The sequence below is a fragment of the Bacillus cereus group sp. MG16 genome (assembly GCF_040459875.1).
GTDB classification, from domain to species: Bacteria; Bacillota; Bacilli; order Bacillales; family Bacillaceae_G; genus Bacillus_A; species Bacillus_A paranthracis.
This window is the reverse complement of record NZ_JARVHE010000001.1, coordinates 2,253,845-2,269,977: the sequence shown is the minus strand read 5'-3', so window position 1 is coordinate 2,269,977 and position 16,133 is coordinate 2,253,845. Positions and strand designations below refer to the sequence as shown.

Here is a 16,133-nt window from a genome sequence, read left to right as displayed (position 1 = left end):
AAAAAGGATCTGATATGAAGATCAGATCCTTTTTTCACTATGTGTAATTATTTTACTGTTTCTTTCAGTTCTTTTCCCGTTTTAACTATCAGCTTCTTAGTAGCAAAACAACTTGTAGGAATCATTATCTCGAGCTTTATTTTGCTCTACCGATTTAACCTCTCAACAGATTCCGGGCTTGTATCTACACGTTTAACGAAAAAAACTAATAGTAGTGCAACGACATTCATGCCAAGCGCTACATAGAATGAATGCTGAATTCCGGATAATAAAGCCTTCTGCGTTAACATTGCCTTCGTAGCTTCTGTGAAGGTTGTTGGATCTAATTCAGACATTAGACTTTCAGCTTTTGTTTTTGTTACAGAATTCATAATCGTAACAAGAATAGCAGTACCAATTGAACCGGACACTTGTTGAGCTGTATTATTAACAGCTGTACCGTGCGGATTTAAGCGAGTTGGCAATTGATTAAGGCCATTTGTCATAAGTGGCATCATCACCATCGCCATCCCAAACATCCGCAATGTGTAAATAAGAATAATATGTGTGTGACTAGAGTCGAGTTGCAGGTTTGCCAGCATATAAGTTGAAACAGCTGTAATGGAAAGTCCTACTATACCAAGAATCCGAGGGCCATATTTATCGAATAGTTTACCTGTAATTGGTGACATAACTCCCATTATTACCGCACCTGGAAGCATCATCAGCCCAGAGCTCAGCGGTGAAATACCGCGGACATTTTGTACATAAGCTGGCGTTAAAATCATACCCGAAAACATAGCCACCGCATTGACAATTGCAATTACAGACGCAAGCGCAAACATTGGGTACTTATAAACACGTAAATCCAACAACGGTTCATTCATTTTTAATTGACGGATAATGAAAGCAATTAGGGCAATAGCGCCTATGATTAAGGTTGTTAAGACAACTTTATTCGTCCAACCATCTGAGCTTGCAGAACTGAATCCATATAACAAACCGCCAAAACCGACTGAAGATAATAGTAATGAGAGATAATCAAGTTTTGCATTTTTGTTTTGTCTCATGACATTCTCAGATTTCCAAATCCCTAACAGTAAGCTTATGATTGCTAACGGTAAAATCATTTCAAAAAGCAAACGCCAGTCATAATACTCTACAATATAACCCGATAGTGTCGGTCCAATTGCTGGAGCTGTAATCATAACTAACCCAAAAATCCCCATTGCTGTTCCCCTTTTTTCTCTCGGAAAGCTTACTAGCATAATATTCATTAACAAAGGTCCCATCACTGAAGAACCTGCTGCTTGCACCATCCGACCAGTAAGTAATAAACCGAAGTTCGGTGCTACAGCCGCTAAAGCCGTACCAAGAATAAAAATCACCATAGATGTAATGAATAAGCTCCTATTGGAGAATCGGGTTATTAAAAATGCTGATGCCGGAATTAATATACCACTTACAAGCATATAGCCTGTAGAAAGCCACTGGATCGTTGAATAATCTTGAATTTCTAAATCCTTCATTATTGATGGCAAGGCCACATTTAAAAGCGAGTTATTTAGAAATGAAACAAAAGCCCCAATAAAAAGGATTACAAGCATTACATATGGTGGTTTTCTTTTATGTAACGTTTCACTCATAGATTGATTTGCCCCTTCATTATCAATTCCATTGATTAATTTAACTCGTTTGCATATTTGCACGAGAATTTATTACCCTTGCAGTATTTTGCCAAACTCTTCGAATGGATATTCTCTTTTTAGCAATTCTACTTACCCAGCTTAAAATTTTGAATGAATATGTAAACACGTTTGTTAACCGAAATTAAATTAGGCTAAAATAAACAAAAAGAGCTAATGAAAATACCCTTCTAAAATAAAACGAAACTTTAATCCATGTTTTTTTACTGACAGCCCACAACAAACAGCGGGATAAACCAACAAGTCCACATACCCATTCCTTTAAATACAGGCTTGGAAATCTAGTTATGTAACCATCCATAAAAAGGAATATTACATAGGCTAAGTCTAACATTACATTTTTTAAAGTAAGGGGAATAAGCTTATGCACCAATATTGGTATGTGAATTCAAAGGAAAACGAGGAACAATATAATAACCAAAATTCAATGTCATCATTATATTCACAGCCCCAAATAAATAAAGCTGATGAAGCGAGTGGTTTGAAGATTTGTGAGGATTGGAGTTGTCGCTTCTATCCAATTGGTTGGGATTCACCAGCCAATTATACGACTTTCACTCCCGAGCCTCCTCCCTTCTCTTTTGGTCAGCCAATCCATTATGCAGGGATGATGCCCCAAGGACATCCTGCTAATTGGACTCCATTACCAAGCCATGCAGGTTTTAATTATCAAAAACCTCCCATCCCCTGGGCCCAACCATTCAATCATACAGGGATGTTTGCACAAGGACATCTTGCCGCTTTACTATCACCGCCAGCTAAAGCTTTTAAATTCAGTAACAATAACTGGGGTATTTTCGGAAACTCTCCAGGATGGGGAGGACAGGTAAGCCCCATGGGATGGGGCAATAACGGAGGTTACGGTCAGCCAGGAATGCTTGGAAACTTACTTACAGTAGGAAAAGGCACTATGAATGGAATTGGAATGCTTAGTAGTCTAATGGGTATGGGGAAGTTCTTCTTTTAGTGAATGAGAACGAGAGGATAGGTCCATAGCCCAGACTTAAAAACCAGTTCCTTTTCTCCATTGATTTCATCTTCTTATACATGCTTCTAATACTCCCTACAAGTTCGTTTCCTCATCTTTCAAATTATAAAAACATCTATTTTGTATCTGATAAATCAATAGAGGTGTAGTAGCACCAACAAAATGCAAAACCCGGTTCCTTTACGAAAGAACCGGGTTTTTTAATTTTAATTTATTTGAAAAGTAGTCAAACCTTTTTTTCATTATTTAACACTTTGAACACGGCCAATTTGTCCATCTTGTAATCGAACTTTAATGCCGTATGTATGTGTTTCACTATGTGTCAAAATGTCTTTCACAACGCCACTTACAGTTTTACTATAATCATTATCCAATTGAATAACTACATGCGAACCAACTGAAATTTGTGATCTTGTTGGTTTCCCACCTGTTGCTTGTGTCGATTTTTCTTGTTTTTGTGTTCTCTCCTGTTGTGTAGATTGCTGTTGCTGAGCTTTCTTCTCTTCTTGCTTGCGTTTTTCTTCAGCTACTCTTTGTTGCTCTTCTTGCTTGCGTTTTTCTTCAGCTACTCTTTGTTGCTCTTCTTGCTTACGTTTTTCTTCTTCTACTCTTTGCTGCTCTTCTTGTTTACGTTTCTCTTCTTCTGCTCTTTGTTCCTCTTCTTGTTTACGTTTCTCTTCTTCTGCTCTTTGTTCCTCTTCTTGTTTACGTTTTTCTTCTTCTGCTTTTTGTTGCTCTTCTTGTTTATGTTTTTCTTCTTCTGCTTTTTGTTGCTCTTCTTGTTTACGTTTTTCTTCTTCTACTTTTTTGTCTTCATCCACTTTTTGCTCATCTGGCGCGCCCTTTAACTTTTTTTCATTACCTTTACAAGCACTTAAAGCAATTACACATAAACTCATAAGTGCAAATAATAACAATTTCTTTGACATTTAAAAATCCTCCTATATACACATTACAAATCAATAACTTTCATAGCATAACAAAAATACAATCCTTTCTTTGTCAAAATTTGTCGTATATATTTATTTTCTACTAAGACACTGATACTACAATAAAAATGGAGATTATTATTTCGATTCTTGCAAAAAATACGTTCGTCTGCTAGTCAAGTAAACCTAATTCATAAAAATCTTCATCTTATGTATGAAAGAACTTGAAGCAAAAAATGGAAAGAGGCTTTCTCCAGTATTTAGTGAAACCATTGAAAAAGCATTAATAATCCGAGATATTTTAATTAGCATAATCTATTACTTACGAATAATAGGAAAGGATCTTCCATCGAAAGATCCTTTCCTATTGCTCATCTAACTTAATAAATAGGTTAATTGCATAACGCTCTTCTAACTTTCCTTACGAAGCTTAGTGGATCATCAACGTCTTCAATATTAACGTAAATCAACATACCTTCGCCGTGGATTAATTATTAACCCATAAACTTGCCATGAATGCTGTTGGTTTGTAATAAAGTTTGATCAAAAGCATGATACAAAAATTGATTTTTCGATGTAAAAAACAAAATATTCTGAAAGAAGATTGATCAAAATGCTTGTTTTTTTGTTATTAGTGAATAATTTTTCATAAAAAAGTTTAATCATTTATCTACCTGTGTTTGCTCAACAATCGCGCCTAATTGCGATATTATTGAATTGTTATCCTTTTTCTTTTTTCGGCCAAATAAAATTGCTTATGGCAATCAAAAGATCGATACCCAACACAAGTGTCCATACTTTTAGAAAGCCAGCCAACACTTCTGTTCGAGAAGAATCGTTAATTAAATAGATTAAGACAAATAAAATTCCGGCACCTATTAGAAAAGCAAGCACATGTTGTCCCCAGCTTTTAAAGTAGTGTTTTGCATAATCAATGCCAAATCTTTTAACTGGTTTCGCTCCTTGTTTCATCACATAATATTGAAAGCGTATATCAGCCCACCCAATCATGCTCCTACCGAATGCGATTGAGATTCCAATATAAACAGCAGCTATTGCATGCACTTGGGTAGCGGTCGCACCACGATACAAGTCGACACCCGTAACGACTAATAGAATTAAATCAATAACAGGTGTTAAAGCTAGGAAAAACAATCCTAATTTATTTTTCTTAAGGATATATCGTGTGAGCAGACCTAAAGTTATAACAACCCAAAACCCTATTTCACAAGCAACGATCAACCACGCAATTACATTCACCCCAACACCCCCCTTATATAACGCAACTACTCGCTTTTCCTTAACAGTACCACAATATGGCCCTTTAGTGGAGTAACTTTATTGCCGCTCAACAGTTCCTTAAACGGTAATGAATCTATTCTATTACAAAAAAGATTATCAGAACCTAACGAAATCTATTATATAGTAAGACATTTTAGAAAGCATAAAAAAATACACCCTAAGGTGCCATCCTCCGACTTGAGAATCCTATCTATGTATGGAAAAAATTTAAAAAGACCGATATAAAAGAGAAACTTCTAACTGTAATGTATGGAGCTCATATGGTATTAAGAATCTCCGTTATATTACTTTCTGATCAGTCTCATTAAAGCCATCCCAAGAAATCCAACACCCATTCCTATGAGCCATCCAGTTTGGGCATTCCCTAACATAGACCCCACTCCTCCGCCAAGAAACATGCAACCAACGAATACTAATCCTCCAATTCCCCAATTCGGTCGTTCCATCATTCATTCACATCCTTTCAGTAAAATATATGCTATTAGCTACCTCAACTTTCTTACATAGGATATGTTAATTATTTCGCTAGAGATAGTATCGTTATTGGGCTTGGATTTAGGAACTTTTAGTAAATTCAAAAAAAGATAATTAACCGATAACTTGCAAAAAACCCCTTCAAATTTGAAGGAGCTTTTTAATATATAGAAATTAGCTTAAAGCAAAGATAACAACTCTTGAAGGGGGGCATTTTTTTATTATTCATGTTTATTGAGGAGCCTTCGTTTGAAGTAACTTTAACCCCATACCAATAAAAATCAGTCCTGTTACTTTATTTAGAATTATTCCTACCTTTTGATTTCCTCTTAATTTTTTCGTGACATATGAAGAGAAAAAAGCAACAAACAAACACCATAATAGTCCAGTTACTGTAAAAGTAATTCCTAAAATGATAAAAGGCATAGGACCTGAAGCCTTTGTATCTATAAATTGCGGAAGAAACGCAATAAAGAATAAAGAGACTTTTGGATTTGTAAGACTTGTTAAAAGCCCTTGTAAATATATCTTTCTAATGTTCAATTTATTGGATGAGGCTTCAAAAGCTACATTTGTCTTATCAAGTATCATTTTAATTCCTAAATATACAAGATAAATAACACCTATAACCTTAATAGTGTTAAATAACACAATAGATTTTGTAAGTATAATAGATAAACCAAAAGCAACCAATAACGTATGAACTAAAGAACCAGTAATAATACCAAAAACAGAATATACACCTGCTTTTCTACCTTGCGAAATACTTCTCCCCACAATATACATAGTGTCTGCACCAGGAATTAGATTTAGTAGAATCTGAATCGGCTACACTAAGTTGGACAGATACTATAAGGGCTAGTAGACTTAACATACTAACCTAAGGGAGCGTGCTACTATGTCACGTCAACGTCGAACTTTTACACCAGAATTTAAACTTCAATTAGTAAAGCTATATGGAAATGGAAAGTCCCGTGCAGATATCTGTCGAGAATATGAAATAACGCCTTCTGCGTTGGATCGCTGGATTAAGAATCATCAAGAAACTGGGACATTTACTGCTAAAGAAAATCGGACAGAAGAAGAAAATGAGTTAATCAGATTACGTAAAGAAAATCAACGTTTAATGATGGAGAATGACATTTTAAAGCAAGCAGCGCTGATCATGGGACGAAAATAGATGTGATCCGAAATAACACTCACAAATATTCAGTATCAGCAATGTGTAACGTCCTTAACATCGCCAAAAGTACCTACTACTATCACGCCAAGCCGCGTGAACAAGACGCACATGAAAAAGAAGACGTTGAGCTTTCCAACGAAATAGAACGACTCTTTAAAGAAAGCCGTAGTAACTATGGTACTCGTAAACTCAAAGTAGAATTAAAGAAACAGAAGATGGTCGTTTCTAGACGTCGAATCGGTCGAATTATGAAACAATTAGGACTTGTATCAAATTATACGGTGTCACAATACAAGCCGTATAAACAAACCTGTAATGAAGCACCAATCAAAAATGAGTTACAACGTCAGTTTAAACAAGAAGAGCAATTAGCTGTAGTTGTCAGTGATTTAACATACGTCCGTGTTGAAAAAAAATGGCACTATGTATGCTTATTTGTGGACCTTTTCAACCGAGAAATTATAGGTTACAGTGCTGGTCCAAATAAGACAGCAGACCTTGTGTATAAAGCATTAGCGAGTATTAAAGGAAATTTACATAACATCAAGATGTTTCATACAGACCGAGGAAAAGAGTTTGATAATAAACTGATTTCAGAGGCTTTAGAAACATTCAGAATTCAACGATCATTAAGTATGAAGGGCTGCCCCTACGATAACGCTGTGGCCGAAGCGATGTTCAAAGTGTTTAAAACAGAATTCGCAAACGGAGCACACTTCGCTTCTCTTGAACAGCTCGCTCTTGAACTTGATGATTATGTTCATTGGTTTAACAACATTCGAATTCACGGAACACTAGGCTATTTAACGCCAGTGGAATATAAGAAACAGACCTTATAAAAATTGTCCAGTCTAGTGTTGACATTCCAATCCCTGTTAATAAAAACACTTCATAATTAATAATACCGTACATTCTAGCACCCCTATCTATTTTTTGGTGCCCTTATTGATATTAAATGAAATAAAAGAAAAAGAACAGTGTTTTCTATTTATTCAATAAAATTATCACATTTTTGATTTATAACCAGTAAAACTGATGGCGTGTATCATTTGTATCGCGGTTCCAAAACTCACTATTGAATAAATAAAACCCTAGAAATCCAAAGGTCTCTGGGGCTTCATTATATATTTAGCTCTTTTTGCTTTTTGTTTTGTTTATGTCTATACAACAATTTTCGGCTTATGAGAGAAATCAGTAATAAGACCAGTATTAGTACGAAAAGTTGCATAAATGATAAATCAAAATATTTAGCACCTGTGACGATTAAAAGTGTTGAAATTGTACCTTTTACAATGAAAAAAATAATAATCCATAATCCGCCTTTTTTCCAGTTCATTTTTATATTCCCTTTCCTACGTTTTAATTCTTAAATAGGACACTTATTAGAAATCTATTATATGAATAAAAAGTCATGTCTAATTAAATGCAATGATTCCATAATAAATGAAAATGATATTCAGTGTCAATTTTATTGATTATTTGTACACCTAGTTTTCCATCTCAATCTCTTCCCACTTTGTTTCTTATAAACAATGAACTCTTGCCTTCAAATAAAAACACCTCCATTGCATTTGCACACTTTGTATGCGAATGCAAGAGGTGTTTTTTCATGTACCATCAGGTGCTTTATTTATTCGTTTAAGTTCTTAATACGTAGCTATTTTCTAGTACACGATAACTGGATCATACGTATTCAAACTATCATACACAGTTTTTGCAACGTTAGGAAGAAGGTTTACACAACCGCCTGATCCTCCTGTTAAATAAGCATTACTTCCCCAGTCTTTTCGCCAGCCGGCATCGTGGAATCCTTGACCGCTATTTGTGAATGGAACCCAGTAATCTACTTTCACTGCATAATCAGCTTTCCCTACTGCGCTACCTCTTAGCGTATATGGTGTTCGTTTGTATAGAACGTACCACACACCTGGTGATGTATCTTCACCCGTGCTATGTTTACCCGTTACTACATTTGTTGTAACGACTAGTTTGCCATCTTTATAAATCCAAATTTGTTGGTCTGCAATGGATACTTCTGCATATGTGTCTCCTATGCCATTATTCGATGTTGTTTTATAACCGATCCCTTCCTTCTCCCAACCATTTCCGTGAATATTAGAAGCAGAAAGTGATTTTTCGCCTTTCTCAAAGGCTTGCCCAACTTGTTTTGTCTCTTTTTCCACATCTAGTGCCCAGCCGTATCCTTGTCCTTTTACTGATATGACCGAACCAGAATGTGTTTTAAAAGCGAAGTCTTTATGTAATGTAGATTTAGCCTTATTAATTTCAGCAACCTTATTCTTAATATCACTCGCATCGATTGTCACTTTCATATCCTTTGACATAGAGGCATTTTGAATTAAATCTTTTGCTTTTAATGAATACACTTCATTTTGCACTTTATAATCAACAGACTGCGTAAGAAGATTCTGTAATGCTTTCTCTTCTTTTTTAATAATCGGATCGTTTTCTTTAATAGGCTGTATGTATGCAGACTTTAAATGAATTTCGCTTTTATGCTTCTGCTTATCGTAATCTTTTAGTAAACTCGTAACGTCGTACTGTTTTCCATCAACGCTCTTAGAAATTACAACTTTTCCTTGTTCAAGCTTCGCCATAGCATCTTGAGGCGCCTTTAATTTTTCATTCATAGACACGAGCTTTTCTTCTACAAGTTTTTTCAGCGTTTCACTACGATACTGCTCTGCCTTTTTTGGTAGCAATGAATAATCTTTTTCCTTTGAAGAAGGGAAAAATGTCCACTGGCTTTTTAATAGTTTTTTAACTTGCGGCAAATCTTTTTCCGTCAGTTCCGTTTTTGTCTCTTTTTCATCTAAAATTTGTTGTTGATCAATATAAACTTTGTTTGCTAGTCCAGATGTTTTTAATTTCTGTATTGCCTCATCAGCGCTCATACCACCGACTTTTGTATCATTAATCGTAACATTTGAATTGAAGTGAGTTGCCTGATAATAACTCATTCCCCCAATAAGAAGTGCAATTACACCGCCACCCGCTGCGATAAGCTTCCAATTTGTAAAACGTTTTTTTGATCTTACCCGTTTTTTCTCAACTTCTTCAACTGATTCATTTACTGTATTGTTATTCATCAATCTTCCCCCGTATACATTAACGTCAATCGATTTTAAACCAAAACCATTGATTAGTGTACCTTATTTTCCCTGAAATTTCATTGTTTTTAAGTAGGTTTTATTTCATTTAATCGTTAAAAGTTAGATTTTTTATAGAAAGATATATAAATATGGTAGATAAAGTGAAAAAGGAACTACACCAAGTGAGCTATTACAGGGCTCCTAGCATTCCCCGAATTGTAAAGAGTAATACTCTCAATGAACTTTAACTTAATGAAATAAATGTCAGAAGGTTCAAGTTAGAGGATAGCACCTTAGAATGTCTTCTATTTATGAAAAATATCCACAAAAAAGGGTCTACATGTAGACTCTTTTTTGTGAACATTTTAATATCGTATTTTTATAAAAAAAGAATTCCCCCTATACTTCCCGCTTTTCACCAAGGTTCACAACTTCTACTATTGGTCTAACTCATTTCACCCTATGCCCTTTTATCATCAACAACTTTAAGCTATTATATATGTTTGTACCACGCTTTATTGATACGTTCACTCTTTTCAGGTGTTGAAGTTTTATAATCATTCTTTGTTGTAACCCTATTATTAGAACATCCTGCAATAGTGAGACAGCATGTAGCCAATAACGCTAATAATATTAATTTCTTCAAATAGCCACTCCTACATAAGCGAAATATTATATTAAGAAAATTAAACATAACATCGAATCTTTCTAAAAACAATATATTTCCTAGTATTATTATTCATCGGCGATTTAACGGATATCTTAAGATGCATAAATCCGCTTACAACCCTAGAACCTCATGTTCAGTAAGTCAATATCCAATTTCCATTTTATCCGATTTTCAATGTTTATTCCAATATAAAAAGATAGCTATTTTTGTTGAAAACTAAGTATCTCCCAAAATAAAAAACTGTAGACTCCATATATATTTAATCAACTAACTTCTCCCCTGTAACAATCTGAAACAACGTGGATGCATTTTTCCCTTCTAATTGAACGTACTGGCTATTCCCCGCTATGATTTCTATTTTATCCTTATTAGGAATTACCCAAATTTGATACAACGTAGCTTTCGCCTCTATTTTCGGATTTTTAAATTGAAAAACAAAATGATAATCAGCTGGACGCGACATTTGCACTTTTTTATTTTCAAAATGAGCATCATTTAATATTTTCTTTACTTGCTGAACTTGCTTATTATCTGTAACTACCTTCAAATCTTCATATTTATTATCTACATGTTTTTGCACTTCGATTGTTTGATCTTCATTTCCTATTATATTGGAACAGCCCGTTACTATGAATATAACTATGGCAATAAAAACTACAGATACATTTCTCCCCTTCATATTCATCAACCTCATTTCAATCAAAATATGAATATTGTAAAATAAAGGAAATGATTTTATAGTTAGCAATATAAAGAGTAACAAGAAAGGAGTACCGTCTATGCAGTTAAAAACATACACTTGGAAAAGTTATACGTTTCTCATTGTAAGTATATTCGTTACAATTAATCTTTTTCTTTTCACACCTATTTTAGACAGAGTTGGGATAGAATATGTCGTGCCTTTCGCCTACTTCATATTAGCTTCCGCTGTTATAGCAATTCTATTAGCTATTATCTCTTTTTGTAGCCAAGATGAGAAGAAAACTTTAGCAATTATCGGTTTATGCTTTACTCTATTTAATACAGCAATTATTTTATTCTTCCTTTGGTTCGGTTACCATTTTACTTAAGTGAAATATAAATAAACTCCATAAGCCACAAATAAAATGAATAGAATCGAAATGCTGAGTACTGTATATATGATCCATTTTAAATTTGAACTCATATACTCCGCCTCCCACACTGTGATAATTCCAGTATATAACAAAAAGCATTGGATACCCAATGCTTTTTCATACTTACGCAAATAAAGATGTATTCGCATATAAAGCTGGTGAACCACCTGAATGTACGAATAAAATGTTATCCTCTTTATTAAATGTACCTTTTCTAATTAAGTCGATTAATCCCGCTACTGCTTTGCCTGTATATACTGGATCAAGTAAAATACCTTCTGTTTTTGCTAACAGCTGCACTGCTTCCACCATTTCTGGCGTTGGTAACGCGTAACCTGGTCCTACATATTCATCAAAGCATGTAACCGCTTCGCGCGGGATAAAGTTTGGAATACCAACATGAGCTGACGTTTCATCTACAAGTTTTGCTACTTTCTCTTCTTGCTCTGCTTTTCCTCTACTTACGTTAATTCCGATTACGGGGATGTTACTTTGTGTTCCAGCAAAACCTGTAATTAAACCAGCGTGCATACCGCCACTACCACTTACGCAAACGACTGAACTGAAATCAATTCCTTGGTCAAATGATTGCACCATAATTTCTTGCGCACAAGCAACGTATCCCATTGCGCCAGTAGGATTCGATCCACCGACCGGAATGACATATGGTATATTCCCTTTTTCACTAACTTCTTTCGCGACTTTATGCATCTCTTCCATAAGATCTGCACCGTTCGGTACAACAATGACATTTTCAGCACCTAGTAAATGATATAAGAAATAGTTTCCATTAAAGTCTGGCTTCTCTTCTGGCTCAAGCCCTTCTTCTAATACAAGGATACATTTCATTTTTTCTTTTACCGCCGCTGCAAGTGTTAGGCGGCAATGATTTGACTGAATACCACCAGCTGTAATTAACGTATCTGCACCCTTTGCCTGTGCATCCGCAACTAAAAACTCTAACTTTCTCGTCTTATTACCACCAGCTGTTAAACCAAGTAAATCATCTCGTTTAAAATAAATAGTCGGCCCACCAAGTGCTTCTGAAAAATTGTTTAATTTTTCAATTGGTGTATATGACTCTGTATATTTTTTTCTCGGGAATTTAGCTAAATTCATTAATAACGCTCCTTTTGTACTTCTTTCACAATGTATGTAACGATACTATTATTACATGTAAAAATGATGAAGTCATCTTTCTGGGGGAAAAAATGTATTGGAATTCGGCTTTGGTGAATGGAATTGTACTTATGAATTTTGATTCTAGTACAGTGTATGAAATTTTAATTTCAATACGGTACATGAAATTTATATCGACGGTTTTTCAAATATATCAGCGATTCTTAACTTATATCGGCGGTTTTCAAAATATATCAGCGATTCTTAATTTATATCGGCGATTTTTCAAATATATCGACTTACCGACAAAACCTGACAACACAAAAGGACCCACTCGATAAAAAGTAGGCCCTCTTCCAATCACTTATTTGCAGAAAAACGGAGTAACTGTGTTAATCCTGGCTCTAAATTCATTTCACCTTTATGGCGTACGTATACGATTTTGTCCCCGTCAAATTTGGGCGGGTTTCCTGGATTATACGTCAGCCACTCGTTCGTTCCTTTTACAGAGTACTCCATATACTCCGTTGCACCGATGATTATATTTTTACTATCATCTGCCGTTACATTTGGTGCCATTTGTGCAATTTTCGAATTACTAATTAATAATTTCTTTATTTCCTTATCACGTTTGTAATCATAAGCTGTCACCATTACATCGCTACCATATGCTTTTACTTGCAACCCTTGTTTGAATGAAGAGCCATCAGGAGCAGTCTTCTCTCCTCCATTTGGTCCAGCCGACATCCAGCCCGTTTCAATCCCGCCCGTATTTACAACAGTAAATCCTTTTTTATCTCCGCCTGCAATTTTCTTTTTACCAGCCCAGTCTGGCAAGTTTAAATCCCAGTGCGTATGACTCGTGAAGAAAACAACTTGCGGATAGTCTTTTAATATATCGTATAACTTATCGACGTTTAAATAATCTTGTAAGTACGGTGATTGTCTTGATCCAGACACCGTATCAGGTAAAACGTGATGAGAGAAAATGAAAATTGGCTTATTCTTATCTTTTTGGCTATACTCTTCTAAATTTTGTTTTAACCAACCCAATTGCTCATCACTCATATATACTTCATCCCACATTTTTGAATCGTGGTATTTCATATATTTTTCAGTTCCTAAAAATAAAAGCGGATAACCGTCTAATTCTTTTTTATGATACACCTTTTCTTGTCCGCTAAATTGTAAATAGCGATTAAATAACGTTTCTTCCGTTACACCATTTGGCCATGTACTTTGAGAGAGCTTCCCATCAGCTGTCCATTTTCCAGCGTAAAACTCATGGTTCCCAACAGTTGACCATACATTCTCTGGATGCTTATTTTTGTTTAATACTCGCTTCACATCATCATATTGGGACTGTTGTCCAGTTGGCGTTATATCCCCATTCATAATAAGTGCTCTAGAAAGTGGCGTTACTTTATTCATATCTTTTAATACATGATCAAAATCTCCTAAATCACCTTGAATGTCACTAATAACGTTAAAAGTTGTAGCTGATTTTCGAGCTTGCTCTTTCCCTTCTGCATGCACTGAAAACGTCGGCAATAATGCCGTCATAACTGCTAACGAAGCAACTGTCTTTTTCATACAAATTCTCCCCCTAATAATAGAATGTACAAACCGACATATTCTGCTTTCTCTTAGGTGCTTGTCCAATTCACATTATAAGGAGGGATTGTAAAGATAGATGGAGTAAAAAATTAAGTGTTTTTTAAAAGATTTTGTTGTTTTTTGCACTCCACAATTAATGATTCACGCCAATCTAGCTTTCTAGCCTTTAACATTACATACATGTAAATTTTGATGTTAATTTTTTTCGTTTCATACGTTGTTTTTTATTACTTTTAATTTTCGGGAAAAACCCACTAATTAATAGCGTTATAATCCATGCCATTATTAGAATGAAATTTATTGTATTACCGGAATTCAAACTAAAAACTCTCCACAAATAAGCAGCACAAAAAATGAGAACAGCAGTAACAACAAGTAAAAATGTCCTAACTACTAATCCGATGTAAGATTTCTTCTCTTGCTTAAAAATGAAAGTTCTTCTACCTTTGTACAATCTAATCACAAATAGTAGCAAATATATACTAAGTGTGGCGCCAATAACAATTGATGTAATGAAGTTAGTTTTTCTCTGCTCTGCTAGAGAAAAGTAACTTTCAGGTAATTTTCCCGTTTCATATTCAATCCATGCGTGGTAAATATCCTGTCGTAAGTCTATACCACCTTCACCATTTGTAAGGATTACCAATCCATCCTTTGTATTAGGAATAAAACCATAAAAAGAATGCCAGCCTCGATTGTCACCAGAATGATAAAGTAATTTCCATTGATTAGATAGTTTTTTTTCAAATATACTTAAACCGTTCTCCCCTAATACTGGCTTTTGCATTTCCTCAACACGTTCACTTTTGATGACACCATTCCCTTTATTATTTGTATCCATGCTTGCAAGTATCAATGTCATCATATCGATAACATTTGTCTTAAGACCTGCAGCAGCCTGTTCGGTAAATTGGTAACTAGGGAGCTCCTCTCCAAAATATCCATAAGCTTTTGAAAGGTTATGGTTTTCAGGACGTTGTAAAAATGAACTAGATTTCATTCCCAAAGGTTTCATAATTTGTTCTTCCATATAACGATCAAACGGTATTCCGGTAACTTCTTCAATTACAAGTTGTAAAATTGTATATCCGCCACCAGAGTAAATTGTTTCTGAACCTGGTTTATTGGTAACCTCCACTGGTTCATTAAGCCATCCTTTTCCAGACAGAGACTCCTCAATAGAGTCAAGATGTTTCCCTGGTGCAACCCCGAGGTATCCTTTATGTGCAGATAGCCCTGCTGTATGACTTAACAATCTTCTTATGGTTACTTCATTATTATTAAACTCTGAATTAGGTAATTTCCATTTGTTCAGATATTTTCCAACGGGATCATCTAGTAATAAACGCCCTTCATCTACAAGGTGCAAGATTCCCCACGCTGTAAGACTTTTAGATATGGAACCAGCCTGAAACAAAGTATCATCACTCACCGCTTTTTTTGTCTTTTTATCTACATAACCGTAGTTAAGTGTATAAGCAATACGCCCCTCATGTACAATCCCGATTGCAACCCCTGGTACCTCATAATTCTCCTGCCATTTTGGTACCTGTTCATCCAGCTTTTTTTTAAAGTTTTCTATATTCCTATCAGTCAATGTACCCGATTCTGCCCTCGCTACTTTCATAAACCACACTTCATTTGTAATTAGCATACAAATAATTAAACATAAAATACCTTTACATATTATCGACGCTTTTTGTCTATTCTTCATTTGTCCTACCCCTTTTTTTCAGAATATTCTTTCCGACACTCAGAATATCCCATTCATTTATCTAGTTCTATCGATTTTTATTACTTAACCTTACAAAATTGTAATAAAAATCAAAGTTCTACTATTATTGTCCTTTATCCGCGGGCATGAAATTCATAAAAAAGATAGACATGCAGTTATATTTATGGTTTCAGTTAATGTCCCTAAAATACTAGTTTGGTTAA

14 protein-coding genes and 1 pseudogene are annotated in these 16,133 nt (G+C 35.0%); 3 read left to right on the top strand and 12 right to left on the bottom strand.

Annotation, left to right across the window (positions count from 1 at the left end):
- Window positions 1–146: 146 nt before the first annotated feature.
- A complete protein-coding gene (locus QCI73_RS11665) occupies window positions 147–1,625 on the bottom strand; it encodes a DHA2 family efflux MFS transporter permease subunit (RefSeq protein WP_353822964.1) in 1,479 nt (492 codons plus the stop codon).
- Between the two features lie 424 nt (window positions 1,626–2,049).
- Between QCI73_RS11665 and QCI73_RS11660 the strand changes: the two genes are divergently transcribed.
- On the top strand, window positions 2,050–2,652 hold the full coding sequence (locus QCI73_RS11660) for a hypothetical protein (RefSeq protein ID WP_327923035.1): 603 nt from the start codon (window positions 2,050–2,052) through the stop codon (window positions 2,650–2,652).
- Window positions 2,653–2,915: 263 nt separating this feature from the next.
- Here QCI73_RS11660 and QCI73_RS11655 read toward each other — a convergent pair whose 3' ends face one another.
- The 5 genes and pseudogenes from QCI73_RS11655 to QCI73_RS11635 form a co-directional block, all read right to left on the bottom strand.
- Window positions 2,916–3,602, bottom strand: coding sequence for a YwbE family protein (locus tag QCI73_RS11655; RefSeq protein ID WP_353822963.1), 687 nt, complete (start codon window positions 3,600–3,602; stop codon window positions 2,916–2,918).
- Window positions 3,603–3,994: 392 nt separating this feature from the next.
- A pseudogene (locus QCI73_RS11650) lies at window positions 3,995–4,072 on the bottom strand (DUF1259 domain-containing protein); the annotation flags it as partial.
- A 250-nt stretch (window positions 4,073–4,322) separates the two neighbouring features.
- Window positions 4,323–4,862 (bottom strand): hypothetical protein, encoded by a 540-nt coding sequence (locus tag QCI73_RS11645; RefSeq protein WP_353822962.1) that lies wholly within the window; start codon window positions 4,860–4,862, stop codon window positions 4,323–4,325.
- A gap of 326 nt (window positions 4,863–5,188) precedes the next feature.
- Complete coding sequence (locus tag QCI73_RS11640) at window positions 5,189–5,353, bottom strand: hypothetical protein (protein ID WP_000970616.1); 165 nt, start codon at window positions 5,351–5,353, stop codon at window positions 5,189–5,191.
- A 256-nt stretch (window positions 5,354–5,609) separates the two neighbouring features.
- Window positions 5,610–6,203, bottom strand: a complete 594-nt coding sequence (locus QCI73_RS11635; protein ID WP_353824106.1) for a LysE family translocator — start codon at window positions 6,201–6,203, stop codon at window positions 5,610–5,612.
- A gap of 73 nt (window positions 6,204–6,276) precedes the next feature.
- On the opposite strand from QCI73_RS11635, the gene QCI73_RS11630 reads away from it, so the two are divergent.
- A protein-coding gene (locus tag QCI73_RS11630; RefSeq protein WP_085964333.1) for an IS3 family transposase occupies window positions 6,277–7,400 on the top strand; the annotation gives its coding sequence in 2 pieces (ribosomal slippage) (window positions 6,277–6,523 and window positions 6,523–7,400; 1,125 coding nt in all).
- A 281-nt stretch (window positions 7,401–7,681) separates the two neighbouring features.
- On the opposite strand, the gene QCI73_RS11625 is transcribed toward QCI73_RS11630, so the two are convergent.
- From QCI73_RS11625 to QCI73_RS11615, 3 genes are all read right to left on the bottom strand, one after another.
- On the bottom strand, window positions 7,682–7,897 hold the full coding sequence (locus QCI73_RS11625; protein ID WP_098671258.1) for a hypothetical protein: 216 nt from the start codon (window positions 7,895–7,897) through the stop codon (window positions 7,682–7,684).
- A 328-nt stretch (window positions 7,898–8,225) separates the two neighbouring features.
- Window positions 8,226–9,671 carry a L,D-transpeptidase family protein gene (locus QCI73_RS11620; protein ID WP_353822961.1) on the bottom strand — a complete coding sequence of 482 codons (1,446 nt, stop codon included), beginning with the start codon at window positions 9,669–9,671 and terminating at the stop codon, window positions 8,226–8,228.
- A gap of 932 nt (window positions 9,672–10,603) precedes the next feature.
- Entirely contained in the window at window positions 10,604–11,023 is a 420-nt protein-coding gene (locus QCI73_RS11615; protein WP_353822960.1) for a YhfM domain-containing protein, read from the bottom strand.
- A 100-nt stretch (window positions 11,024–11,123) separates the two neighbouring features.
- Between QCI73_RS11615 and QCI73_RS11610 the strand changes: the two genes are divergently transcribed.
- Window positions 11,124–11,414, top strand: coding sequence for a hypothetical protein (locus QCI73_RS11610; protein ID WP_001176313.1), 291 nt, complete (start codon window positions 11,124–11,126; stop codon window positions 11,412–11,414).
- Window positions 11,415–11,582: 168 nt separating this feature from the next.
- On the opposite strand, the gene cuyA is transcribed toward QCI73_RS11610, so the two are convergent.
- From cuyA to QCI73_RS11595, 3 genes are all read right to left on the bottom strand, one after another.
- Complete coding sequence (cuyA, locus tag QCI73_RS11605; RefSeq protein WP_327923030.1) at window positions 11,583–12,578, bottom strand: D-cysteate sulfo-lyase; 996 nt, start codon at window positions 12,576–12,578, stop codon at window positions 11,583–11,585.
- 360 nt (window positions 12,579–12,938) lie between these two features.
- Window positions 12,939–14,171 (bottom strand): DUF4073 domain-containing protein, encoded by a 1,233-nt coding sequence (locus tag QCI73_RS11600; protein ID WP_353822959.1) that lies wholly within the window; start codon window positions 14,169–14,171, stop codon window positions 12,939–12,941.
- Window positions 14,172–14,367: 196 nt separating this feature from the next.
- On the bottom strand, window positions 14,368–15,909 hold the full coding sequence (locus QCI73_RS11595) for a serine hydrolase domain-containing protein (RefSeq protein WP_353822958.1): 1,542 nt from the start codon (window positions 15,907–15,909) through the stop codon (window positions 14,368–14,370).
- Window positions 15,910–16,133: the final 224 nt, after the last annotated feature.